Origin of the sequence: Herbaspirillum robiniae (genome assembly GCF_002213415.1) — a bacterium.
GTDB classification, from domain to species: domain Bacteria; phylum Pseudomonadota; class Gammaproteobacteria; order Burkholderiales; family Burkholderiaceae_D; genus Herbaspirillum; species Herbaspirillum robiniae.
The window spans coordinates 922,810-943,935 of the sequence record NZ_NJGU01000001.1 but is presented as its reverse complement, the minus strand read 5'-3'; the positions used below and the strand labels follow the sequence as shown (position 1 = coordinate 943,935).

18 protein-coding genes and 1 riboswitch are annotated in these 21,126 nt (G+C 65.7%); of the genes, 7 read left to right on the top strand and 11 right to left on the bottom strand.

Translation table 11 applies throughout. From position 1 onward, the window contains the following. Positions 1-39: 39 nt before the first annotated feature. Entirely contained in the window at positions 40-1,560 is a 1,521-nt protein-coding gene (locus CEJ42_RS04175; protein ID WP_088750094.1) for a leucyl aminopeptidase, read from the bottom strand. A 139-nt stretch (positions 1,561-1,699) separates the two neighbouring features. Here CEJ42_RS04175 and lptF point away from each other — a divergent pair, with 139 nt between their 5' ends. The 4 genes from lptF (at position 1,700) to CEJ42_RS04155 (ending at position 5,001) form a co-directional block, all read left to right on the top strand. Further along, positions 1,700-2,830, top strand: a complete 1,131-nt coding sequence (lptF, locus tag CEJ42_RS04170; protein ID WP_079215569.1) for an LPS export ABC transporter permease LptF — start codon at positions 1,700-1,702, stop codon at positions 2,828-2,830. 1 nt (position 2,831) lies between these two features. After that, positions 2,832-3,962 carry an LPS export ABC transporter permease LptG gene (gene lptG / locus CEJ42_RS04165; protein ID WP_088750093.1) on the top strand — a complete coding sequence of 377 codons (1,131 nt, stop codon included), beginning with the start codon at positions 2,832-2,834 and terminating at the stop codon, positions 3,960-3,962. A gap of 18 nt (positions 3,963-3,980) precedes the next feature. Beyond that, positions 3,981-4,364, top strand: a complete 384-nt coding sequence (locus CEJ42_RS04160; RefSeq protein WP_079215567.1) for a sirohydrochlorin chelatase — start codon at positions 3,981-3,983, stop codon at positions 4,362-4,364. A gap of 76 nt (positions 4,365-4,440) precedes the next feature. Beyond that, a complete protein-coding gene (locus CEJ42_RS04155) occupies positions 4,441-5,001 on the top strand; it encodes a TVP38/TMEM64 family protein (protein ID WP_088750092.1) in 561 nt (186 codons plus the stop codon). A gap of 26 nt (positions 5,002-5,027) precedes the next feature. Here CEJ42_RS04155 and CEJ42_RS04150 read toward each other — a convergent pair whose 3' ends face one another. The 8 genes from CEJ42_RS04150 to CEJ42_RS04115 form a co-directional block, all read right to left on the bottom strand. Next, positions 5,028-5,399 carry a tRNA-binding protein gene (locus CEJ42_RS04150; protein WP_088750091.1) on the bottom strand — a complete coding sequence of 124 codons (372 nt, stop codon included), beginning with the start codon at positions 5,397-5,399 and terminating at the stop codon, positions 5,028-5,030. Positions 5,400-5,454: 55 nt separating this feature from the next. Beyond that, a complete protein-coding gene (gene cobA / locus CEJ42_RS04145) occupies positions 5,455-6,216 on the bottom strand; it encodes a uroporphyrinogen-III C-methyltransferase (RefSeq protein ID WP_088750090.1) in 762 nt (253 codons plus the stop codon). A 31-nt stretch (positions 6,217-6,247) separates the two neighbouring features. Then, a complete protein-coding gene (locus tag CEJ42_RS04140; protein WP_079215563.1) occupies positions 6,248-7,582 on the bottom strand; it encodes a sulfate adenylyltransferase subunit 1 in 1,335 nt (444 codons plus the stop codon). Next, positions 7,582-8,517: a sulfate adenylyltransferase subunit CysD gene (gene cysD, locus CEJ42_RS04135; protein WP_088750089.1), complete on the bottom strand. Its 936-nt coding sequence runs from the start codon at positions 8,515-8,517 to the stop codon at positions 7,582-7,584. Before cysD ends, CEJ42_RS04140 begins: the two co-directional genes overlap by 1 nt. Before the next feature lie 78 nt (positions 8,518-8,595). Then, positions 8,596-9,327 carry a phosphoadenylyl-sulfate reductase gene (locus CEJ42_RS04130; RefSeq protein WP_079215561.1) on the bottom strand — a complete coding sequence of 244 codons (732 nt, stop codon included), beginning with the start codon at positions 9,325-9,327 and terminating at the stop codon, positions 8,596-8,598. Positions 9,328-9,379: 52 nt separating this feature from the next. Next, positions 9,380-9,907 carry a DUF934 domain-containing protein gene (locus CEJ42_RS04125; protein WP_079215560.1) on the bottom strand — a complete coding sequence of 176 codons (528 nt, stop codon included), beginning with the start codon at positions 9,905-9,907 and terminating at the stop codon, positions 9,380-9,382. After that, a complete protein-coding gene (locus CEJ42_RS04120; RefSeq protein WP_079215559.1) occupies positions 9,900-11,600 on the bottom strand; it encodes a nitrite/sulfite reductase in 1,701 nt (566 codons plus the stop codon). Before CEJ42_RS04120 ends, CEJ42_RS04125 begins: the two co-directional genes overlap by 8 nt. A gap of 64 nt (positions 11,601-11,664) precedes the next feature. After that, positions 11,665-12,438 (bottom strand): sulfite exporter TauE/SafE family protein, encoded by a 774-nt coding sequence (locus CEJ42_RS04115; protein WP_079215558.1) that lies wholly within the window; start codon positions 12,436-12,438, stop codon positions 11,665-11,667. Positions 12,439-12,605: 167 nt separating this feature from the next. Between CEJ42_RS04115 and CEJ42_RS04110 the strand changes: the two genes are divergently transcribed. Both CEJ42_RS04110 and CEJ42_RS04105 read left to right on the top strand, forming a co-directional pair. Then, positions 12,606-13,547: a CysB family HTH-type transcriptional regulator gene (locus tag CEJ42_RS04110; protein WP_079215557.1), complete on the top strand. Its 942-nt coding sequence runs from the start codon at positions 12,606-12,608 to the stop codon at positions 13,545-13,547. A gap of 94 nt (positions 13,548-13,641) precedes the next feature. After that, positions 13,642-15,564, top strand: a complete 1,923-nt coding sequence (locus tag CEJ42_RS04105) for a chloride channel protein (RefSeq protein WP_088750088.1) — start codon at positions 13,642-13,644, stop codon at positions 15,562-15,564. A 111-nt stretch (positions 15,565-15,675) separates the two neighbouring features. Here the strand turns inward: CEJ42_RS04105 and CEJ42_RS04100 are convergent, their stop codons facing one another. Together CEJ42_RS04100 and CEJ42_RS04095 are read right to left on the bottom strand one after the other, a co-directional pair. Beyond that, positions 15,676-17,568, bottom strand: coding sequence for a chemotaxis protein CheA (locus CEJ42_RS04100; RefSeq protein ID WP_088750087.1), 1,893 nt, complete (start codon positions 17,566-17,568; stop codon positions 15,676-15,678). Then, positions 17,568-18,296, bottom strand: coding sequence for a protein phosphatase CheZ (locus CEJ42_RS04095; protein ID WP_088750086.1), 729 nt, complete (start codon positions 18,294-18,296; stop codon positions 17,568-17,570). Before CEJ42_RS04095 ends, CEJ42_RS04100 begins: the two co-directional genes overlap by 1 nt. Before the next feature lie 451 nt (positions 18,297-18,747). Continuing rightward, a riboswitch (cobalamin riboswitch) is annotated at positions 18,748-19,021 on the top strand. A 116-nt stretch (positions 19,022-19,137) separates the two neighbouring features. Here CEJ42_RS04095 and CEJ42_RS04085 point away from each other — a divergent pair. Then, the gene (locus tag CEJ42_RS04085; protein ID WP_088750227.1) at positions 19,138-21,087 is read left to right on the top strand and encodes a TonB-dependent receptor family protein; all 1,950 of its coding nucleotides are present in this window, start codon (positions 19,138-19,140) and stop codon (positions 21,085-21,087) included. Positions 21,088-21,126: the final 39 nt, after the last annotated feature.

Here is a 21,126-nt window from a genome sequence, read left to right as displayed (position 1 = left end):
GAAGAAAGGCAGGTTTCACGCATCGCCGCGCCCGTACGCTTACGAACGGGCCGACTTGCCGCGCGCCTGGTTCAGCAGCCAGGCGGTCAGCAGGGGCACCGGACGTCCGGTGGCGCCCTTGGCCGCGCCGCTCTTCCACGCGGTGCCGGCGATGTCCAGGTGGGCCCAGGTGTATTTGCGGGTGAAGCGTTCCAGGAAGCAGGCCGCGGTCACGCTGCCGGCCGGCTGGCCGCCGATGTTGGCGATGTCGGCGAAGTTGGACTTCAGCTGTTCCTGGTAGATGTCCTGGATCGGCATGCGCCAGGCGGTGTCGCCGGTTTCGCGGCCGGCCGCCAGCAGTTCGCCGGCCAGCTTGTCGTGGGCGTCGTCTTCGCGCGTGAACAGGCCCGAGTTGTGATGGCCCAGGGCCACGATGCAGGCGCCGGTCAGGGTGGCGATGTCGACCACGGCGGCCGGCTTGAAGCGCTCCACGTAGGTCAGCGCGTCGCACAGGATCAGGCGGCCTTCGGCGTCGGTGTTGAGCACTTCGATGGTCTGGCCCGACATCGAGGTGACGATGTCGCCCGGCTTGGTGGCGCGGCCGGAGGGCATGTTTTCGCAGGTCGGGATGACGCCGATGACGTTGAGCTTGATGCCCAGTTCGGCGATGGTGCGGAAGGTGCCCAGCACCGAGGCGGCGCCGCACATGTCGTACTTCATCTCGTCCATGTTCAGGCCCGGCTTGAGCGAGATGCCGCCGGTGTCGAAGGTGATGCCCTTGCCCACCAGCACCACCGGCGCATCCTTGGACTTGCCGCCCATGTGCTTCAGGACGATGAACTTGGGCGGCTGGTCGCTGCCGTTGGTGACCGACAGGAAGCTGCCCATCTTCAGCGCTTCGAGCTGCTTGCGGTCCAGCACTTCCACGCCCAGCTTGAATTGCTTGGCCAGCTTCTTGGCGGTGTTGGCCAGGTAGGTCGGGGTGCAGACGTTGCCCGGCAGGTTGCCCAGGTCCTTGGTCAGCGCCATGCCGTTGGCCAGCGCCACGGCTTCGGCCAGGGCGGCCTTGGCGGCGGGGCCGTTGGCGGCCGATGTCAGGAAGGCAATCTTCTTCACGCCGGTGGGGACCGGGTCCTTCTTGCTCTTGAGGATGTCGGAGCGATAGATGGCGTCGCGGCCGGCCAGCACCACGCTGCGCACGGCCCAGGCCAGGTCGCGGCCCTTGACGCCGTCGAAGGGCAGGGCCAGCGCTGCGTCGTCGCAACCCAGGGTGGCCAGGGTGCGCACCAGCGACTGCGCGGCGGCGTTGAAGCTCTTGTCGGAAATCTCTTCTTCGGCGCCCAGGCCCAGCAGCACGATGCGTTCGGCGGCGATGCCGGTCACGCCGCGCAGCAGCAGGGTCGAGCCCGCCTTGCCGGAAATGTCGCCGGACTTCAGCGCGGCGCTGATCGCGCCCAGCTTGTCGAGCGCGCCCGCAGCCTTGGAAAGCTTGCGGTTTTCATAGATGCCGACAACCAGTGCGCCAGTCTTGACGGCGGTTACGGCGGTTTTTGCGTCCAATGTTTTTGTGCTAAAGTCCATCGTTCGTCCTTTGTATGATTTACCCGGCGATTATAGAACTCATTTCAACGCGACGCGCGTGAGAGTTCCGCCTAACGGGCAACCCGGACAGGACGCTCCGGCTTCAGTGCCCAACGATTAGACAAATTCCAGCCTTCGCATGATTTTCCAGCGCGCACTACGACGCGAATTGACGAGCACCGCAGGCGCCGTCTTCACCACGCTGTTCACCATCACCCTGACCGTGATGCTGATCAAGATCCTCGGCCAGGCCGCAGGCGGCCAGGTCGCGTCGCAGGACGTGATCGCCCTGATCGGCTTCCAGTCGCTGAACTACATGCCGGTGATCCTGATCCTGACCGGTTTCATTTCCGTGCTGCTGGTGATGACCCGCAGCTACCAGGAGTCCGAGATCGTGGTCTGGTTCACCTCGGGCCTGTCGCTGTCGCGCTGGATCAAGCCGGTGCTGTCCTTCGGCTGGCCCATCGTGGTGCTGATCGCGGCGCTGTCCTTCGTGGTCACCCCGTGGGCCAACCAGCAGAGCAGCGAGTACCGCGAGCGCTTCGAAAAGCGCGAGGACATCGCGCGCGTGTCGCCCGGCAAGTTCCAGGAGTCGGCCAGCGCCAACCGCATCTTCTTCGTCGAGGGCATTTCCGGCGACGCTTCCAAGGTGCGCAACATCTTCGTCTCCACCATCAACACCGACGGCAAGAACAGCGTGGTGGTGGCCAAGGAAGGCGAGACCGTGGTCGACCCCGACGGCGAGAAGTTCGTGGTCATGAACAAGGGCCGTCGCTATGACGGCGCGCCCAGCCTGCCGGATTTCCAGATGGTCGATTTCGAACGCTACGGGCTGCTGATCGGCAACCAGTCACAAACTGCCGCCGGCGACCGCTCGGCGCGCGCGCTGCAGATGGGCGAACTGATCGCCAAGAACGACGGCTTCGCCCGCGGCGAACTGCTGTGGCGCATTGCGCTGCCGCTGATGGGGCTGGGACTGATGTTGCTGGCCATCCCGCTGTCCTTCGTCAACCCGCGCGCCGGCCGTTCGCTGGGCCTGCTGGTGGCGCTACTGCTGTTCGTGGTCTACAGCAACACGGTGTCGGTGTTCCAGGCATCGGTGGCGCAGGGACGCACGTCCTTCATGCTGGCCTGGTGGCCGGTGCACGTGGTGGTGGGGCTGCTGATCGTCGGCATGTTCGCGCTGCGGCTCAACATCAACAGCCGCTATCATCCTTCCCGATTGTGGTCGGCCGTGCGCCGCGCCCTGACGTTCAAGCGCGAGGCCTGAAATGAAAGTCATACAACGCTATTTCACCGCCGAGATCACCCGCTCGGTGCTGTTTGCGCTGGCCGCCTTCCTGGCGCTGTTCGCCTTCTTCGAGATGATGGGCCAGCTGGAGCAGGTCGGGCGCAACGGCTACAAGCTGCAGCAGGCGGTGCTGTACGTGGTGATGGGTTTGCCCGGCAACGTCTATGAGCTCATGCCCACGGCGGTGCTGATCGGCACCATCTATACGCTGTCGCAGCTGGCGGCGCGTTCCGAATTCACCATCATGCGCGTGTCCAGCATGTCCACCGGCATGGCGGCCAAGGTGCTGGCGCGCATCGGCATCGGCTTTGCGGTGCTGACCATCCTGTTCGGCGAGCTGATCGCTCCCAAGGCCACCGAATGGGCCGAGAAGCTCAAGCTGCAGGCGCAGGGCGCTTCGCTGTCGTCGCAGTTCCGCTCGGGCATGTGGGCCAAGGACGTGATCAAGGACAACGGCCTGGAAGGCAACGTCACCGGCAGCCGCTTCATCAACATCCAGGCGGTGCAGCCGGACGGCCGCATCGAGGGCGTGAGGCTGTACGAACTGGACAACGATTTCCACATGGCGCGCATGGTGACGGCCAAGTCCGGCGTGTACCAGGGCAACCATCAATGGACGCTGTCGGAGGTGACGCAGTCCGATTTCACCGGCGGCAAGGAGCGCAAGATCACCGAGCCGGTCAAGACCGTCAGGCTGGGCGAGGTCAAGCTGACCTCGGAGGTGACGCCGGAAATCCTGTCGGTGCTGTTCGCCGATCCGGATCGCATGTCGGCCTATGACCTGCGCGCCTACACCAAGCACCTGGAAGCCAACAACCAGCGCACCGACCGCTACGAGATCGCGTTCTGGAAGAAGATCGTCTACCCGCTGTCCATCTTCGTGATGATGGCGCTGGCGCTGCCGTTCGCCTACCTGCATTTCCGCGCTGGCGGGGTGAGCCTGAAGATCTTCACCGGCATCATGATCGGCGTGTGCTTCCAGCTCATCAACAGTCTCTTCTCGCACCTGGGCCTGCTCAACACCTGGCCGGCCTTCATCACCGCGGCGCTGCCCAGCCTGCTGTTCATGGTGCTGGCGGTGGGCGCGCTGTGGTGGGTCGAGCGCAACTGACGTCCGGCGTCGATATCCATGTCTTCCACTTCTGTCCACAGCCTGATCCTGTTCGCCCACGGCGCGCGCGATCCGGCCTGGGCCGCGCCGTTCGAGCGGCTGCGCGCGCTGGCGCAGGCCGCCATGCCCGGCGCCGGCGTGCGGCTGGCTTTCCTTGAACTGATGCAGCCCGGCCTGCCCGAGGCCGCCGCGCTGGAAATCGCCGCGGGCGCGCAGCGCATCACCGTCGTCCCGGTCTTCCTGGGCCAGGGCGGCCATGTGCGGCGCGACCTGCCGCAACTGCTGGAGCAGCTGCGCCAGGCTCATCCGCAGGTGCGCATCGACGCGGTGCCGGCCGCCGGCGAAGACGAGGCCGTGCTGCAGGCCATCGCCGCCTATTGCGTTGCCGCTGTGCGCACCTGAACCGCTCCCCGTATCGCCTGTCAGACCTGTATCGCCGCGTGGCATGGTGCCGCGCGCGGGCTTGCGGAAGTGACAAATGCGGCGCTACCGGCGCATCTTCTATCTCGTGCTGTTCCTGGGTTTGGTGCTGGCGCTCTTCGAATGGAGCGGGCTGCGTCGCAACCTGAGCGCGGACTACCTGCACGACGCGCTGGAGGCCAACCTCTACAGCGGGCTGGCGCTCTACATCGCGCTGTTCTGCCTGGGCAACCTGCTGCACATCCCGGGCTGGATCTTCCTGGCCGGGGCGGTGTTTTCACTGGGGAAAGTGTGGGGCGGGGTGGCGACCTATGCGGCCGCGGTATTGTCATGCTGCCTGACTTACTTCTTCATCCGCGCCATCGGCGGCGACGCCTTGCGCGTCATCCACAACCGTTGGGTGGTGAAGATACTGCACCGGCTGGACACGCATCCGGTCTCCAGCATCTCCACGCTGCGCGTGCTGTGCCAGACCATGCCGACGGTGAACTATGTGCTGGCGCTGTCAGGCGTGCGCTTTCGCGATTACCTGCTGGGCACGCTGATCGGCCTGCCGCTGCCGATCGCGCTGTATTGCCTGTTCTTCGACTACCTGGCGCGTATCCTGCACTGGCATTGACACTGACGCGCGCGAGCGCGGATGCGTCAGAACAGGCGTGCGCCGTTGGGCACGGCCTGGTCGGGTTTGAACAGCACCACCTCGCCGGTCGCGTCCGGGAAGCCCAGCGTCAATACTTCCGACATGAACTTGCCGATCTGGCGCGGCGGGAAATTCACCACGGCCGCCACCTGGCGTCCCACCAATGCTTCCAGCGCGTAATGCGCGGTGATCTGCGCGCTGCTCTGGCGCACGCCGATGCCCTGGCCGAAATCGATCTTCAGCTTGAAGGCCGGCTTGCGCGCCTCGGGAAAGGCTTCGGCCGCGACGATGGTGCCGATGCGGATGTCGACCTTGAGGAAGGCGTCGAAGTCGATGGGATCGGCGGCGGGGGCGTTGGAGTCGTGCAGCAGGTGCATGGGAGAGTGTTCCTGTTGGTTCTTTTGATGGCGTATCGAAGAACACGCCGGCGGCTCAGTCCCGATCCGCCAGCGCCGGCCCGATCATCACCAGCACGGGGCCGCTGCAGGCTTCCAGCCCCGGCTCCAGGCCGGCAAGCTGCAGGTGATACACGCGCTCGTCGGGGCGGCTGCAATTTTCCACCACCACCACCGGCGTGTCCGGCGCATAGCCCAGCTCCAGCAGGCGGCGCGCGGTCGCGGTCGCCTCGCGGCCGCCCATGTACTGCACCAGCGTATCGCCGTTGGGCATGATCACTTCATTGGGCTGGTCCGGCGCGGTGCTGGAGGTAAACAGCGACACGCTGCGCGCGATGCCGCGGCGGGTCAGCGGCTTTTTGGCCGAGGCCGCGGCGGCCAGCGCGGCGGTGATGCCGGGCACCACTTCGTAGGGGATATTGTGTTCTTCCAGCGCGCGCATTTCTTCGTCGGCGCGGCCGAACAGCATCGGGTCGCCGCCTTTGAGGCGCACCACGCGGCGGTATTGCTGCGCGGCCTGCACCAGCTTCTCGTTGATCACCGGCTGGGCGGTGGAGCGCTGGCCGCTGCGTTTTCCGACCGGAATCTTCACCGCCTGCGGGCACAGATCGAGGATGTCTTGCGTCACTAGCGCGTCGTGCAGCACGGCGTCGGCTTCGGCCAGGATGCGCGCGCCGCGCACGGTGAGAAGGTCGGCGGCGCCAGGACCGGCGCCGACCAGCCACACCCGGCCCGGATGTTCCGGGCTCGGTGCGGGGGAGTGGTCAGGAGAAGAGGGAGCTGCCGGATCGGTGGCCATGGCCTTGGTATGTGTTCGGATCGGGGAAAATTCAGTCGATCCGAATCATACCAGCGGCCACCGTCTGGTGCGTCACTTCGTCGATCAGGATGAAGGCGCCGGTGGCGCGGATGTCCTGGTAGGCGTCGGCGGCGATCGGGGCCTGCACGTTGATGCTCACGCGGGCGATGTCGTTGAGCTTCAACGTATCGGCCGCACGACGCTCCTGGGTGTTGATGTCCAGCAAGGTGTCGACCTTGGCCACGCGCGCGGCCACCTGCTTGGTGGTGTGCTTGAGCCAGTACTTGCGGCGCGGATCCAGCGCGTCTTCGGACAGCCAGCAGACGTCGGCGGTGACCGACTTCAGCGCCGTGGGCGCCTTGTCGGCGGCGGCCAGCAGGTCGCCGCGCGAGATGTCGATGTATTCGTCCAGCAGGATGGTGACCGACTGGCCGGCCGAGGCCGATTCCAGCGAGCCGTCCAGGGTCTGGATATCCTTGACGGTGGCGCTGTGGCCGCCCGGCAGCACCACCAGCTTGTCGCCGCGGCTGACGCGGCCGGCCTCGATGCGGCCCATGTAGCCGCGGAAGTCGTTGGCTTCGTGGCCGTTGTGGCGCGCCACCAGCTGCACCGGGAAGCGGAACGGCTCTTCGTGCGCGTCCTCGTAGACCGACAGCGACTCCAGCAGCTCGATCAGCGTCGGGCCCTTGTACCAGGGCATCTTCGGGCTTTCGGTCACCACGTTGTCGCCGGCCAGCGCCGACAGCGGGATCGCGTGCACGTCCTTCAGGCCCAGCTGCTGCGCGAACTGCTGGTAGGCGGCGACGATGCGGGTGTAGACCTTCTCGTCATAGTCCACCAGGTCCATCTTGTTGACGGCCACGATCACGTGCTCGATCTGCAGCAGGTGGGCGATGGTCGAGTGGCGCTTGGTCTGGGTCAGCAGCTCCACGCTGCCGTCGTCGCCGAACTTCACCTTGGACACGTCCACCAGGATGATCACGGCGTCGGCGGTCGAGGCGCCGGTCACCATGTTGCGGGTGTACTGCTCGTGGCCCGGGGTGTCGGCGATGATGAACTTGCGCTTGGGCGTGGCGAAGTAGCGGTAGGCCACGTCGATGGTGATGCCTTGCTCGCGCTCGGCTTCCAGGCCGTCGGTGAGCAGGGACAGGTCGACCGTGTCGCCCACGGTGCGCTTGTGCTTGGCGCGCGAGATGGCGTCCAGCTGGTCGGCGAAGATGCCCTTGCTGTCGAACAGCAGGCGGCCGATCAGCGTGCTCTTGCCGTCGTCCACCGAGCCGGCGGTGATGAAGCGCAGCAGGCCGCGTTCATGCGGTTGCGAGGAGGAAGCGTTGGCCAATTGTTCTTGTGTCACGGCGGCGTTCATCAGAAATATCCTTCCTTCTTGCGTTTTTCCATCGAGGCTTCGGACGTCTGGTCGTCCATGCGGGTGGCGCCGCGCTCGGTAATCTGGGTCACTGCGGTCTCGGCGATGATGGCTTCCACCGAGGACGCATCGGAAGCCACCGGGCAGGTGCAGGAGATGTCGCCGACGGTGCGAAAGCGCACGATCTGCTTTTCCACGGTCTCGCCTTCGCGCGCCGGGGTCAGGTCGGTCAGCGGCACCAGCAGGCCGTTGCGCGGGATCACTTCGCGCTCGTGGGCGAAGTAGATCGAGGGCAGGGCCAGGTTCTCGCGGGCGATGTATTGCCACACGTCGAGCTCGGTCCAGTTGGAGATCGGGAACACGCGCATGTTCTCGCCCGGGTGCACGCGGGTGTTATAGAGGTCCCACAGCTCGGGACGCTGGGCCTTGGGGTTCCACTGGCCGAACTCGTCGCGGAAGGAGAAGATGCGTTCCTTGGCGCGCGCCTTCTCTTCGTCGCGTCGCGCGCCGCCGATACAGGCGTCGAACTTGAATTCCTCGATGGTCTCCAGCAGCGTCACCGCCTGGGCGGCGTTGCGCGAATCGGTCAGCGGGTTGCGCAGGCGCACGGTGCCGCGCGCAATCGAGTCTTCCACCGAGCGCACCACCAGGCGTTCGCCCAGCTCGCTCGCGCGGCGGTCGCGGAACTCGATCACTTCGGCAAAGTTGTGGCCGGTGTCGATGTGCACCAGCGGGAACGGGAACTTGCCGGGACGGAAGGCCTTCTCGGCGATGCGCAGCAGCACCACCGAGTCCTTGCCGCCGGAGAACAGCAGGGCGGGGTTGCTGCACTCGGCCGCGACCTCGCGCATGATGTGGATCGCTTCCGATTCCAGCCAGTCCAGGTGACGGTTGCTGGCGTTGTCCAAAAAGAGTTTGTCTACCGCAGTGTTCATGCCGGGCCTTCCGATCTTCCGATGCTTGCTTGTTGTTGCGTTGTTTGATTGTCTCTTGCGCCGCTGCGGGCGCGGGGCTCAGGCCGGGGCGTGCGACTTGATGCGCACCAGCTTGCCGTCCACCACGTGCAGGCCGCATTCCTTGGAATCCGGGTTCTCCCACCACCAGCGGCCGGCGCGGATGTCCTCGCCGGGCTGGATGGCGCGGGTACAGGGCTCGCAGCCGATGGACGGATAGCCCTGGTCGTGCAGCGGGTTGTAGGGCACGTCGTTGGCGCGGATGTAGTCCCACACGTCCTGCTCCGACCAGTCGGCCAGCGGGTTGAACTTCTCCATGCCGTGCGCCGCATCGTGCTCCTGCACATGCAACTCGGCGCGGGTGACCGACTGCGCGCGGCGCTGGCCGGTGACCCAGGAGGCCTTGCCCTGCAGCGCGCGGTTCAGCGGCTCCATCTTGCGGATGCCGCAGCATTGCTTGCGCAGCTCGACGCTGTCGTAGAAGGCGTTCAGGCCGTGGTTCTTCACGTAGGCCTCGACCGCTTCAGGTTGCGGACGATAGGGCGTGACCTCGTAGTCGTAGGTCTCGCGGATACGGTCCAGCATGCCCACGGTCTCCTTGTGCAGGCGGCCGGTTTCCAGCGTGAAGATGCCGATCCTGTCCTGCAGCTTGCCGCGCAGGATCAGGTCGGTCAGCACCATGTCTTCGGCCGCCAGGCTCGAGGCCAGTGCGGCGGGGGCGTATTCGGCCGCGATGCGTTCCAGCGTCGCCTGGGTTTTTGCGATGAGATCCTGCAAAGCCTGATTCGACATGATGTTGCCTTTTCTTCGATGCGGCCGGCGGCGCGAGCCGCCGGCGATTGCTTCAGTCCGCCGTTTGCACCGCTTCGCGCTTGACGCGGCGGAACAGCGGGTTCTTCTCGTCCCACGAGGTCTGGTACTTCTCGGAGAAGTCGGTCAGGCCCTTCACTGCGTCGTGGATGTTCTTGTCGGCGCGCACCGCGAAGGCGTCGAAGCCCACGCGCTGCATGTAGAACAGCTGGTCGCGCAGCACATCGCCCACCGCCCGCAGCTCGCCGGTATAGCCCAGGCGCGCGCGCAGGTTGTAGGCGATGGAGTAGCCGCGGCCGTCGGCGAACTTGGGGAAGTCCACGGCGATGACCTTGAAGCTGTCCAGCTCACCCTTGAGCTCTTCCGGACGCTCGTCGCTGGCGAACCACACGCCCAGCTCGGCGCGCGACTTCAACGCCTCGCGCTGGGCCTTCCACACCTTCAGCGGCACGATGGTCTTGCCTTCGGGGACGACGGCGGTCTCGGCGGTCTCGCCTTCAGCCAGGCGCAGCACGGTCCAGTCGTCGGCGACGACGGACTTGTTCTTGATGATTTCAGGCATTGGCGTCTTCTCCTGCGACATAGTCGGCCGACGATGCGATCGGCGTTGCGTAAACGAATTCCTTGAACGGGGTGACGCCGATGCGGCGCACGGTGTCGATGAAGAGCTCGTCCTCGGTGCGCTGCTTCACGTACACCTGCAGCAGGCGGTCGATCACGGTGGGCATCTGCTGCGCCGAGAACGACGGGCCGATGATCTTGCCGATCGACGAGGTATTGCCCTGGGCGCCGCCCAGAGAGACCTGGTACCACTCCGAACCGTCCTTGTCCACGCCCAGCACGCCGATGTTGCCGACGTGGTGGTGGCCGCAGGCGTTGATGCAGCCGGAGATGTTGAGTTCGATGTCGCCGATGTCGTGCTGGTAGTCGATGTCTTCGAACTTCTCGGCAATGGCCTGGGCGATCGGGATCGACTTGGCGTTGGCCAGCGAGCAGAAGTCGCCGCCGGGGCAGCAGATGATGTCGGTCAGCAGGCCGATGTTGGGCGTGGCCAGGCCGTGCGACTTGGCCAGCTTCCACAGCGTGTGCAGCTCGGACTGCTTGACGTCGGCCAGCACCAGGTTCTGCTCGTGCGTCACGCGCAGTTCGCCGAAGCTGTACTTGTCGGCCAGGTCGGCGACGAACAGCATCTGGTCGGCGGTGATGTCGCCCGGCGGCACGCCCGGTTTCTTCAGCGACAGGATCACGGCGGCGTAGCCCGGCACCTTGTGCGCCTTGACGTTGCGCTGCAGCCAGTTGGCAAAGCCGCGGTCTTCCGCCTTCAGGCGTTCGAACTCGGCGTCCACGGCCGGCAGGGTTTCATAGGCCGGCGGCACGAAGTACTGCGCCACGCGCTGCAGTTCTTCTTCGGTCAGGGTGGAGGGACCGTCCTTGATCTCCAGCCATTCGGCTTCGACCTGGCGCGCGAACTCCTCGGGGCCGATGGCCTTGACAAGGATCTTGATGCGGGCCTTGTAGATGTTGTCGCGGCGGCCGTACTGGTTGTACACGCGCAGGATCGCTTCCAGGTAGGACATGGCGTCCTTCCACGGCAGGAACTCGCGGATCACGCTGCCCAGGATAGGCGTGCGGCCCATGCCGCCGCCCACCAGCACGCGGAAGCCCACTTCGCCGGCCTCGTTCTTCACCACGTGCAGGCCGATGTCGTGCACGGCGGTGGCGGCGCGGTCTTCCTTGGCGCCGCTGATGGCGATCTTGAACTTGCGCGGCAGGTAGGCGAACTCGGGGTGGAAGGTGCTCCACTCGCGGATCAGTTCGGCGTACGGGCGCGGGTCGACGATCTCGTCGGCGGCCACGCCGGCCAGCTCGTCGGAGGTGGTGTTGCGGATGCAGTTGCCCGAGGTCTGGATGGCGTGCATCTCGACGCTGGCCAGTTCGGCCAGGATGTCGGGGGATTCTTCCAGCTTGATCCAGTTGAACTGGATGTTCTGGCGGGTGGTGAAGTGGCCGTAGCCGCGGTCGTTCTTGACGGCGATCTCGGCGAACTTGCGCAACTGGTTGGAGGCCAGCATGCCGTAAGGGATGGCGATGCGCAGCATGTACGCATGGCGCTGCAGGTACAGGCCGTTCTGCAGGCGCAGGATGCGGAATTCATCCTCGTGCAGCTCGTCCGACAGGCGCCGGCGCACCTGGTCTCGGTATTGTGCGACTCGCTCTTTGACGATCAGATGATCGTATTGGTCATAGCGGTACATCTTGTGGTCCCTGTTAACGTCTTATGGGCGCTCCCGCAGGCGACGCCCTGTTTTAAAAATCAGCCTACCAAATCAGCTTTACGGCAACGCTCGTCAGCGTAATGGCCAGCAGGCCGCGCAAGAATTTCTCCGGCACCGCCCGTGCGGCCAGCGAGCCGATGGTGATGCCGGGCAAGGAACCCAACAGCAGGGTTGCCAGCAGTTCCCAGTTTATCGAACCCAGCCACCAGTGTCCGAAGGCCGCGATGGCGGTCAGCGGCACCGCGTAGGCGATGTCGGTGCCGGCGATCTCGGCCGGGGTCAGACGCGGGTAGAGCAGCACCAGCAGGGTGGCGCCCACGGCGCCCGCGCCGATCGAAGAAATCGTGACCAGCGTGCCCAGCACGGCGCCGGCGGCGATGGTGGCGTTGCGCAGGGTCGCGCCCTGCAGCTGGCGGTCGGGGTGGGCATTGAGCCAGTTCTGCATGCGCTTGCGAAACAGCAGCGCAACCACGGTCAGCAGCACCGAGACGGCGATGGAATAACGGATCACCAGGCTGATGCCTTCGCTGACGGCGCCGAAATGCTTCAGCAGCAGCGTGGTCACCAGGGCGGCCGGCAAGGCGCCGTAGGAGAGGCGGCTGACCACGTCCCAGCGCACGGTGCCCTTGAAACGGTGGGCGAAGGTGCCGGCGGTCTTGGTGGCCGAGGCGAAGGCCAGGTCGGTGCCCACCGCCACGCTGGGGTGGATGCCGAACAGCAAGGTGAGCAGGGGCGTCATGAGCGAGCCGCCGCCGACGCCGGTCAGCCCGACCAGCAGTCCTACGGCAAATCCGCTTACTACATAAGAAACAGTCATAACACCTCGCCCATTAGTCAGCGAATCGTAATAAACTTATGTTTCAAACCAAACTACATAGTATTTATTTGCTTATATACGCCTTTGGCATATGCAAATGAGGCCGCCGATTGACCCAGCGTCGTCGCGCCGGCCTGCTCTACGGAATGTAGAACCGAGGGATTTCCATGAATCTTCATCAATTCCGTTTCGTGCGCGAGGCGGTACGCCAGAATTTCAACCTGACCGAAGCCGCCAAGGCGCTGTACACCTCGCAGCCGGGCGTGTCCAAGGCCATCATCGAGCTGGAGGAAGAGCTCGGCGTCGATATCTTCACCCGCCATGGCAAGCGCATCCGCGGCCTGACCGAACCGGGCCGCGCGGTGCTGCGCTCGGTCGAGCTGATCATGCAGGAGGTCGATGGCTTGAAGCGCATCGGCAAGGAATTCGCCGCCCACGACAGCGGCAGCTTCACCATCGCCACCACCCACACCCAGGCGCGCTACGCCTTGCCCAAGGTAGTGCAGGCTTTCACCCAGAAGTTTCCGAAAGTGCACCTGTCCTTGCTGCAAGGCAATCCCAAGCAGATCACCGAGATGGTGCGCAACGACCAGGCCGACATCGCCATCGCCACCGAGGCGCTGGCCTCCGGCGAAGGGCTGGTTTCGCTGCCGTGCTACCAGTGGGAGCATGTGGTGGTGGTGCCGCCCGATCATCCGCTGCTGCAATCCAAGAGCCTGACGCTGGAAGAGATCGCGGCCTATCCGCTGATCACCTACGACTCCGCCTTCAGCGGCCGCAGCAAGATCGACCATGCCTTCCAGCTGCGCCACCTGAAGCCCGACGTGGTGCTGGAGGCGATCGACGCCGACGTCATCAAGACCTATGTGGAGCTGGGCATGGGCGTGGGCATCATCGCCGGCATCGCCTTCGACGCCGAGCGCGACCGCGGCCTGCGCTCGATCCCGGCAGGGCACCTGTTCGGCACCAACGTCTCGCGCGTGGCCCTGAAGCAGGGCGCCTACCTGCGCGGCTACGTCTATACCTTCATCGAGCTGCTGACGCCGACGCTGAACCGCAAGCTGATCGCCCAGGTGATGGAAGGCGAAAAAGACATGTATGAGCTGTAATCAGCCGTAATCGGCTGTCAACACCGGGAAACAAGACGGGGAAATGTATGTGCTGTAAAGAACTCGGCCCGGCCGGGCGTCGGGGAGGATACCGATGAGAAAGATGCTGGCCGGCCTGCATGGCCACACCCGGCGCCAGGTGCGCCGCCTGTGGCTGCAATACGGGATCCTCTGGAGCGGCGCGGTGATCACCGGCCTGGTGGCGGTGCTGTATGCGCGCCTGATCGACTACGGCTTCGAGCTGTTTCGTGACATGCAGGGCGACTACCGGCTGTTCCCGCTGGTGCTCATGCCGGCGGTGGGCGCGCTGTGCGTCTGGGCCACGCGACGTTATTTTCCCGGCTCGGAGGGCAGCGGCATCCCGCAGGTGATCGCCTCGCTGGGCGAGCAGGGCGAGCGCACCACCCGGCTGGCCGCCGCGCTGCTGACGCTGCGCATCGTCGCCGGCAAGATCGCCTTGTCCTTCCTGGCCATCCTGGGCGGCTTCACCATCGGGCGCGAAGGTCCGACGGTGCAGGTCGGCGCGGCGCTGATGTACAACATGCGGCGCTTTTATCCGCGTCCCAGCGCCATCCTTGAAAAACGCCTGATCCTGGCCGGCGCCGCGGCAGGTCTTGCCGCCGCCTTCAATACGCCGCTGGCCGGCATCGTGTTCGCCATCGAGGAGCTGTCGCGCAGCTTCGAGCAGCGCGCCAGCGGGGTGGTGATCACCACCATCATCTTCGCCGGCGTGGTGGCCCTGGGGCTGACCGGCAACTACACCTATTTCGGCACGCTCACCGCCAGCGTCGACAGCGCGCGCAACGTGATCGTCTCGGTCATCCTGTGCGGCCTGCTGATGGGCGGCGCCGGCGGCTTCTTCTGCTGGCTGCTGCTGAACATGCCCAAATGGATTCCGTCGCCGCTGCTGGAGCTGCGCGCCCGCCGTCCGGTAGCGTTCGGCGCGCTGTGCGGGTTGGCCGTGGCGGTGATCGGCATCGCCGCCGGCGGCGCCACCTACGGCAGCGGTTACGCCGAGGCCCGAGGCCTGTTGACCGGACAGCAGGAGCTCTCGGGCATGTACCCGCTGGCCAAGATGGCGTCGATGGTGGGCTCCTACCTGCCGGGCATGCCGGGCGGCATCTTCGCGCCTTCGCTGTCCATCGGCGCCGGCTTCGGCAACCTGCTGCACATGCTGTTCGGCGACATCTCGCCGCAGATCCTGATCGCGCTGGCCATGGTCGGCTACCTGGCGGCGGTGACGCAGTCGCCGATCACGTCATTCGTGATCGTGATGGAGATGGTCAACGGCCACGCGCTGGTGATTTCGCTGATGGCGACCGCCTTGCTGGCCAGCCGGGTGTCGCGCTTCTTCGCGCCGCCGCTGTATGAGGCCTTGTCCGAGCGTTACGCCCATGCGCACCATGCTTCCCAGGCCCCGCCGCAGCAGGCGCAGGCAGCCCATGCAGCCCATGCGGCCGCACCGGTTGCGGAGCTGGAGCCTGTGCATGCGCACGTGACCGAGGCGGCGGTTGTTCCACAGTCGGCGCTGCAGACGACTGCAGTCGTGCCGCAAGTCGAACCGCAGGCGGCGACTACAGCTGCTGCGCCGGCCGAAGAGGCGCCGAAGGAAGCATGGACGTCGACTCCGCCGATGCAGGAGCCACAGGATGCGCCGGCTCAGGAGGCCGTTGCGGCGCCGGTCGAGACCCTGCCTGCGCAGGCGCTCAATGCCTTGCCCGAAGAGGCCCAGCCTGTCGCGGCTGAAGCGCAAGTCGCCACTCCTGCAGCCGCTCCCAGACCACGCCAACGGCGCAAGCATGGCGTGCAGGCGCCGCTGGACAAGGCACAGCATGCCGCTCCCGACAGCCGGCCAGCAACTATGGAGGAGCAATCGGCGCCGCTACAGGCGTTGGAGCCGCAGCCGCAGGTGGTCGAATCGCCTTTGCCGGCCGCGCCGGAGCAGGGTGAGTCCGATACGCCGGCACAGCCCAGGCGCGCCAAGCGCGTCTATCGCCAGGGCGACCTGTTCGACTGAACGGCGGCGCTCATCAGGAAGAGGCAATAAGAGGCAATAAGAGGTAATGAAAAACGGCCGGGTCTGCGAAGACCCGGCCGTTTTTTTCTGGCCCTGAAGCTCGGTTGCGGCTCAGACTTGCGCCACCGCCGAACGCTCGGTGTCGCGGCAGCCGTCCAGCAGGAAGGACAGGCCAACCACCAGCACCAGTTCGCCTTCGGCCGAACGCGCCGTACCGGTGATGCCGTTGGTATGGATCGCGGTCAGCGGCTTGATCACCAGGTCGGCCGTGCCTTCGACCGATTCCACGCCCAGGATGTAGGGGTGGGGCACGGCCATGACGATGCCCACGCGCTCGTTGCCGGGTTCATAGCCCAGTACGCCGGCCAGCGAGTTGACCGGCAGCGGACGACCCTGGTCGCGCAGCACCGGAGCGCCGCCGACTTCGTCGAAGGTTTCCGGCAGCTCGACCACGCGCTCGACCACCGCCATCGGCAGGGCCAGCGGCGCGCCGGCACAGCGCACCAGCATGGTCGGGATGATCGACAGTTCGATGGGCAGGCGGATCGAGAACTTGGTGCCCTTGCCGATGGTGGAGTCGATGCGGATGGTGCCGCGGTGCTTTTCCACGGCGGTCTTCACCACGTCCATGCCGACGCCGCGGCCGGACACGCTGGAGGCCACTTCCTTGGTCGAGAAGCCCGGCAGGAACACCAGCTGCAGCGCCTCGTCGGTGGTCAGCGCCTGGTGCTCGTTGATCAGGCCCTTGGCCAGCGCCTTGTTGCGCAGCATGTCGGGATCCATGCCCTTGCCGTCGTCGAACACTTCGATCATGACGCTGCTGCCGGCTTGCCAGGCGTGCAGGGAGATGGTCGATTTGTTCGGCTTGCCGGCGGCGGCGCGGTCCACTTCGATGCCGTGGTCCAGCGAGTTGCGCAGCATGTGGACCAGCGGGTCGTAGAGGCTGTCCACCACCACGCGGTCGACTTCGGTTTCGGCGCCGGTGATGACCAGGTCGACATCCTTGCCGAGGTCCTTGGCCAGTTCGCGCACCAGTCGCGGGAATTTCTGGAACAGGCGGCCCACCGGCTGCATGCGGGTCGACAGCGTCGCGCGCTGCAGTTCGCTGGAGTAGCGCGAGGCGCGGCCCAGGGTTTCGGCCAGCGTCGACATCAGCGCGGCGGCGGTGCCTTCGAACTTGAACTGCTGCAGCTTCTCCAGCAGCACGGCGGCCTGGTTGGCGGCCTGCACCGACTCGCCGGCCACTTCCAGCAGCGCGTCGAGCTTGCCGGCGTCGATACGGATGCTTTCTTCCTTGGCGGCGTCCGAGGCGCGGCGATTATGCTGCGAGGCGGGCGCGCCGCTGGCCGGGGCGCGGGCCTCGGCAGCCGCTTCCGGCGCGGCTGCGGCCGCTGCGGGAGCGGCTTCTGCTGCGGCCGGGCTGGCCGTGGCGGCTGCGGCAGGCGCGGATGCGCCGATGCCTGTCACCGCCTGGTACATCGATTCCCAATCCAGCTGGCCGTCCTTCATCACGCTGGCGCCGTTGGGCGCTGCGCCGGCGCCCGAGGCCACGGCCGGGGCGGCCACCGGTGCGGCTGCCGGCGCTGCTGCGGCAGCTGGCGCGGCGGCTGCCTCGGTCTTGCCTTCGATGGCCTGGGTCAGGATATTTTCCAGTTCGGGCGGCATGGACGCCAGGCTGTCGGGCGCGGCGCCATTGGAAAGCTCATTCAACTGGTCGGCCACGAAGCCGCTGGCCTGCAGCGCGGCTTCGATCGCCAGCGGCGTGACCGGCGCCTTGCCGGTGCGCAGCGCGTCGAACAGGTTTTCCGTGAGGTGGCATGCCGACACCATGGCGGGCAGGTTGACGAAACCGGCGCCGCCCTTGATGGTGTGGAATGCGCGGAAAACCGCGTTCAGGATCTCCAGGTCGTCAGGATGTCGTTCGAGCGTCAGCAGATGCTCTTCCACGTTGGTAGCAAGCTCCAACGCTTCAACGACAAAATCCTTGAGCATTTCGTCATCCATTAGAACCCCAGGCTATCGAGTAAGTCGTCCACGTCATTCTGACCCATGGCCGTACCGGGCGAGGCAGGGCCGTTCATCAGGGAAACCGGTTTCTCCGCTTCGATCTGCGCCCGCACTTCCGCCGGCGCATTGTCGCGCAGCAACTGCGCCAGTTCGCGCTCGGCGGTGGCGGTGATGCCGACGATCTTCTTGATCAGCTGGCCGGTGATGTCCTGGAAGTCCTGGGCCATCATGATTTCCAGCATGCGGGCCTTTTCCGCCTCGGTCGACTCGACCACGGAGGCGGAAAACTTTTGCGAGTCGCCGGCCAGCTGCTTGAATTCGTCGATGTTCATCTGGCCGGCATACAGCCTGGCCCAGCGGTCATTGATGTTCTTTGCCTGCTCTTGCAACCGGTCCTGCGCGGGCATGCCCGAGTCCAGTGCGTTGAGTACCTTGTTGGCTGCCTGTTCGGTCAGGGTGGCGACATGCTCCAGGCGGTTCTGGGCGTCGCCGATCTGCGTGGCGACGTCGGTCAGCGAACGGTCATACCCCAGTTCGCGCATCGAGTCGTGCAACAGGCGCACGATGCCGCCCAGGCGTTCGTACATCGGTTTTTCCGACTGGTCCTCAGCCTCGGCCGATGCCGCTTCGGCAGCGGCAGGCGCATCCGCCCCGGCAGTTACTGCCGGCAGCGTCTGCGAGGAAATCTCGTCAAACAATGCTTCCAGATCAACGTCGTCGCTCATGATTACTGATTCTCCCTACAATTTTGGTGCATTGCTCTGCGCTAAGTTGCCCGTTCCGGCGGATCCAATGAGTCGTTCCGCAGGGCGCGGCGACTTGCCCCCTGAGAGGCAATATCGGCGCGTCCGGCCGGAGTCTGAAGGCCATGGGCCACGACATCGATTCGCGGCAAGGCCGGCCCGCGCGGGTGAAGCCCGTGATGGCCTACCATGCCGTTGGGCTGAGTATAGGGGCCGCTTTGGCCTTCCTATCGGCCAAACAGCGAGTGAAATCCCCCATTTGTTCCCATTTTCCGGCGAGCCACCCCTTGGCCCCGGATCACGGTTTCCCGTTTATTTTTGCGACGTGGTTCGAATTCTAACGAGCTTTTGCTCAAAAGCAATCATCTTGCATTGCTTGTCTTGATTTTCATCATCGATTCCGCCGCAAGCTTGTGAGGCGGCCTTGTCACGCATACAATTGCGCCGTTTTGGTGCCCGCCGGCGTGTCCTCGCCGGCAGTTAAACGGGAAACACGCCCCATTAGCAGTTTGCATGCCCGCCGCATGCCGATGCCGGGCCAACGTGTGCTGCCCCCGCAACGGTAATCAGGCGCCGGCGTCGATACGTTTCGTTCCGTCTTGCCGGCCATCCATCCCCCAGCCACTGTGCCCGCGGCGCGCGCCGCGCATGGGAAGGCCGATGGAGACGCCTGAAGCCCGGATACCGGCCAGGACGGGGGGAAGCCCGCAGGGCTTCCGTGCAATCCGGCCCGCGGGGAGGCTGGCCGGAAAACCTCATTGTCAGCCATCTCATGAAGCCAAACACTTTGCGCGCCCGCCGCGTCGCCGGCCAGCCCTCGCCCATGCGCGCGGCCATCTTCACCTTGTCCGCGCTGGCCGCGGGCAGCCATATCACGGCGCAAGCCCAGGCCAGCCAAACCACGGACGCCGCCGGCGGCCAGCTGGCGCCGGTGGTGGTCTCCGCCTCGCGTTTTCCCAATGATCCGGCGTTCCCGCCGGTGGCGGCCACCGTCATCAGCGCCGAGCAGATCCGCGACGCCGGCATCGCCGACGCCAACGAGGCCATCCGCAAGCTGGGCGGCGTGTACGGGCGTCAAAGCTCGGCCGGCCCCAACGATTTTCCGCTGGACCTGCGCGGCTTCGGCACCAACGGCGACCTGAACATGGTGGTGCTGGTGGACGGCGTGCGCATTTCTGAAAACGAGCTGACCACGCCGTTGCTGTCGTCGATCCCGATCGAGACCATCGAGCGCATCGAGATCGTGCGCGGCGGCAGCAGCGTGTTGTATGGCGCCGGCGCCACCGGCGGCACTATCCAGATCATCACCAGGCGCCCGCAGGCCAATGCCGGCCATGGCTCGCTCGTCGGTGAAGTCGGCAGTGACGGCCAGCGCGCCGGACGCGCCTTCGTCGCGCGCGGCTGGGACAACATGTCGATCGACGCCAGCTATGCCAAATCGCATGCCGACGGTTATCGCGACAACGGCAAGTCCAACCAGGAGAATTTCAGCACCACGGTGCAGTGGTTCGCCAGCGACTGGCGTTTCGGCCTGCGCGCCAATATCGCGCGCGCCGACTACGGCCTGCCGGGCAGCCTGACCCAGGCGCAGTACCAGGCCAATGCGCGCCAGAGCACCAAGCCGCTGGACAACGGCTCCTACGACAACGATACCGTGACCGCCTTCCTGGAGCGCCGCTTCGGCGCCGTCGACGTGGCCGCCGAACTGTCGCATCGCGAGAAGATCCTGCGCGGCAATTACCTCAGCACCGCGTCGCGCTCCGTGGCCAACATCCGCAGCACGCAGTTCTCGCCGCGCGTGCGCCACGTGCTGCAGGCCGGCGCGGTGAAGAACGAGCTGATCGCCGGCATCGACCTGGGCGAATGGAGCAGCGCCACCAACGCCAGCTACGGCAACAGCGACGCCGCCCAGCGCTCCAAGGCCTTGTACCTGCGGGACGAAATCGAGTTCGACAGGAACGCCCGCGTCGCCGCCGGCGTGCGCCGCGAAATCTTCAACCAGAGCAGCGCGTCGGGCGCCTACGGTCGCCAGAGCGCGGTCAACGCCTGGGACCTGCAGGCCAGCTACGCGCCGCTGCGCATGCTGCGCGCCTTCGCCAAGGCCGGGCAGAGCTACCGCCTGGCCACGCCGGACGAGAACGGTGGTACCGCCTTGCCCCGCGGCCAGTTGCTCAAGCCCCAGGTATCGCATGACCTGGAGTTCGGCGCCACGCTGGGGCAGGCCGAGCGCCAGTTGACCCTGCGCTGGTTCCGCCACAATGTGCGCGACGAGCTCTACTACGACCCGACCGCCAACTTCGGCTTCGGCGCCAACGGCAACCTCGATCCCACCCGCCACCGGGGCGTGGAGCTGGAGGGCAGCCTGCGCGTGTCCGAGAGCGTGCTGCTGAACGCGACATGGCAGCACATCGACGCCCAATTCAGTGACGGCGCCAACAGCGGCAAGCAGCTGGCGCTGGTGCCGAAGAACACGCTGTCCACGCGGATCAACTGGAAGTCCGGCAAGCACAGCGCCGACGCCGGCCTGCGCTGGGTGGATCGCCAGCGCATGGGCAACGACTTCAGCAACAGCTGCGCGAAGATGCCGTCCTATACCGCCATCGACGCGCGCTACGCGGTGCGCGTCTCCGCTTGGGAGTTTGCCGTGGCCGGCACCAACCTGGCCGACCGCAAGTACTACTCGCAGGCCTACGATTGCGCCGGCGGCGCGGTGTCGGGCATCTATCCGGAAAACGGCCGGGAGGTAAAATTCACCGCCCGCTACGATTTCTGATCACGCCCTCTTGAACCGATCCGTTTGCCGATCTTGCCG

Coding starts and splice junctions, on each gene's coding strand:
- CEJ42_RS04175 (WP_088750094.1), bottom strand. CDS start 1,560: ATGGACTTTAGCACAAAAACATTGGACGCAAAAACCGCCGTAACCGCC.
- lptF (WP_079215569.1), top strand. CDS start 1,700: ATGATTTTCCAGCGCGCACTACGACGCGAATTGACGAGCACCGCAGGC.
- lptG (WP_088750093.1), top strand. CDS start 2,832: ATGAAAGTCATACAACGCTATTTCACCGCCGAGATCACCCGCTCGGTG.
- CEJ42_RS04160 (WP_079215567.1), top strand. CDS start 3,981: ATGTCTTCCACTTCTGTCCACAGCCTGATCCTGTTCGCCCACGGCGCG.
- CEJ42_RS04155 (WP_088750092.1), top strand. CDS start 4,441: ATGCGGCGCTACCGGCGCATCTTCTATCTCGTGCTGTTCCTGGGTTTG.
- CEJ42_RS04150 (WP_088750091.1), bottom strand. CDS start 5,399: ATGCACCTGCTGCACGACTCCAACGCCCCCGCCGCCGATCCCATCGAC.
- cobA (WP_088750090.1), bottom strand. CDS start 6,216: ATGGCCACCGATCCGGCAGCTCCCTCTTCTCCTGACCACTCCCCCGCA.
- CEJ42_RS04140 (WP_079215563.1), bottom strand. CDS start 7,582: ATGAACGCCGCCGTGACACAAGAACAATTGGCCAACGCTTCCTCCTCG.
- cysD (WP_088750089.1), bottom strand. CDS start 8,517: ATGAACACTGCGGTAGACAAACTCTTTTTGGACAACGCCAGCAACCGT.
- CEJ42_RS04130 (WP_079215561.1), bottom strand. CDS start 9,327: ATGTCGAATCAGGCTTTGCAGGATCTCATCGCAAAAACCCAGGCGACG.
- CEJ42_RS04125 (WP_079215560.1), bottom strand. CDS start 9,907: ATGCCTGAAATCATCAAGAACAAGTCCGTCGTCGCCGACGACTGGACC.
- CEJ42_RS04120 (WP_079215559.1), bottom strand. CDS start 11,600: ATGTACCGCTATGACCAATACGATCATCTGATCGTCAAAGAGCGAGTC.
- CEJ42_RS04115 (WP_079215558.1), bottom strand. CDS start 12,438: ATGACTGTTTCTTATGTAGTAAGCGGATTTGCCGTAGGACTGCTGGTC.
- CEJ42_RS04110 (WP_079215557.1), top strand. CDS start 12,606: ATGAATCTTCATCAATTCCGTTTCGTGCGCGAGGCGGTACGCCAGAAT.
- CEJ42_RS04105 (WP_088750088.1), top strand. CDS start 13,642: ATGAGAAAGATGCTGGCCGGCCTGCATGGCCACACCCGGCGCCAGGTG.
- CEJ42_RS04100 (WP_088750087.1), bottom strand. CDS start 17,568: ATGGATGACGAAATGCTCAAGGATTTTGTCGTTGAAGCGTTGGAGCTT.
- CEJ42_RS04095 (WP_088750086.1), bottom strand. CDS start 18,296: ATGAGCGACGACGTTGATCTGGAAGCATTGTTTGACGAGATTTCCTCG.
- CEJ42_RS04085 (WP_088750227.1), top strand. CDS start 19,138: ATGCGCGCGGCCATCTTCACCTTGTCCGCGCTGGCCGCGGGCAGCCAT.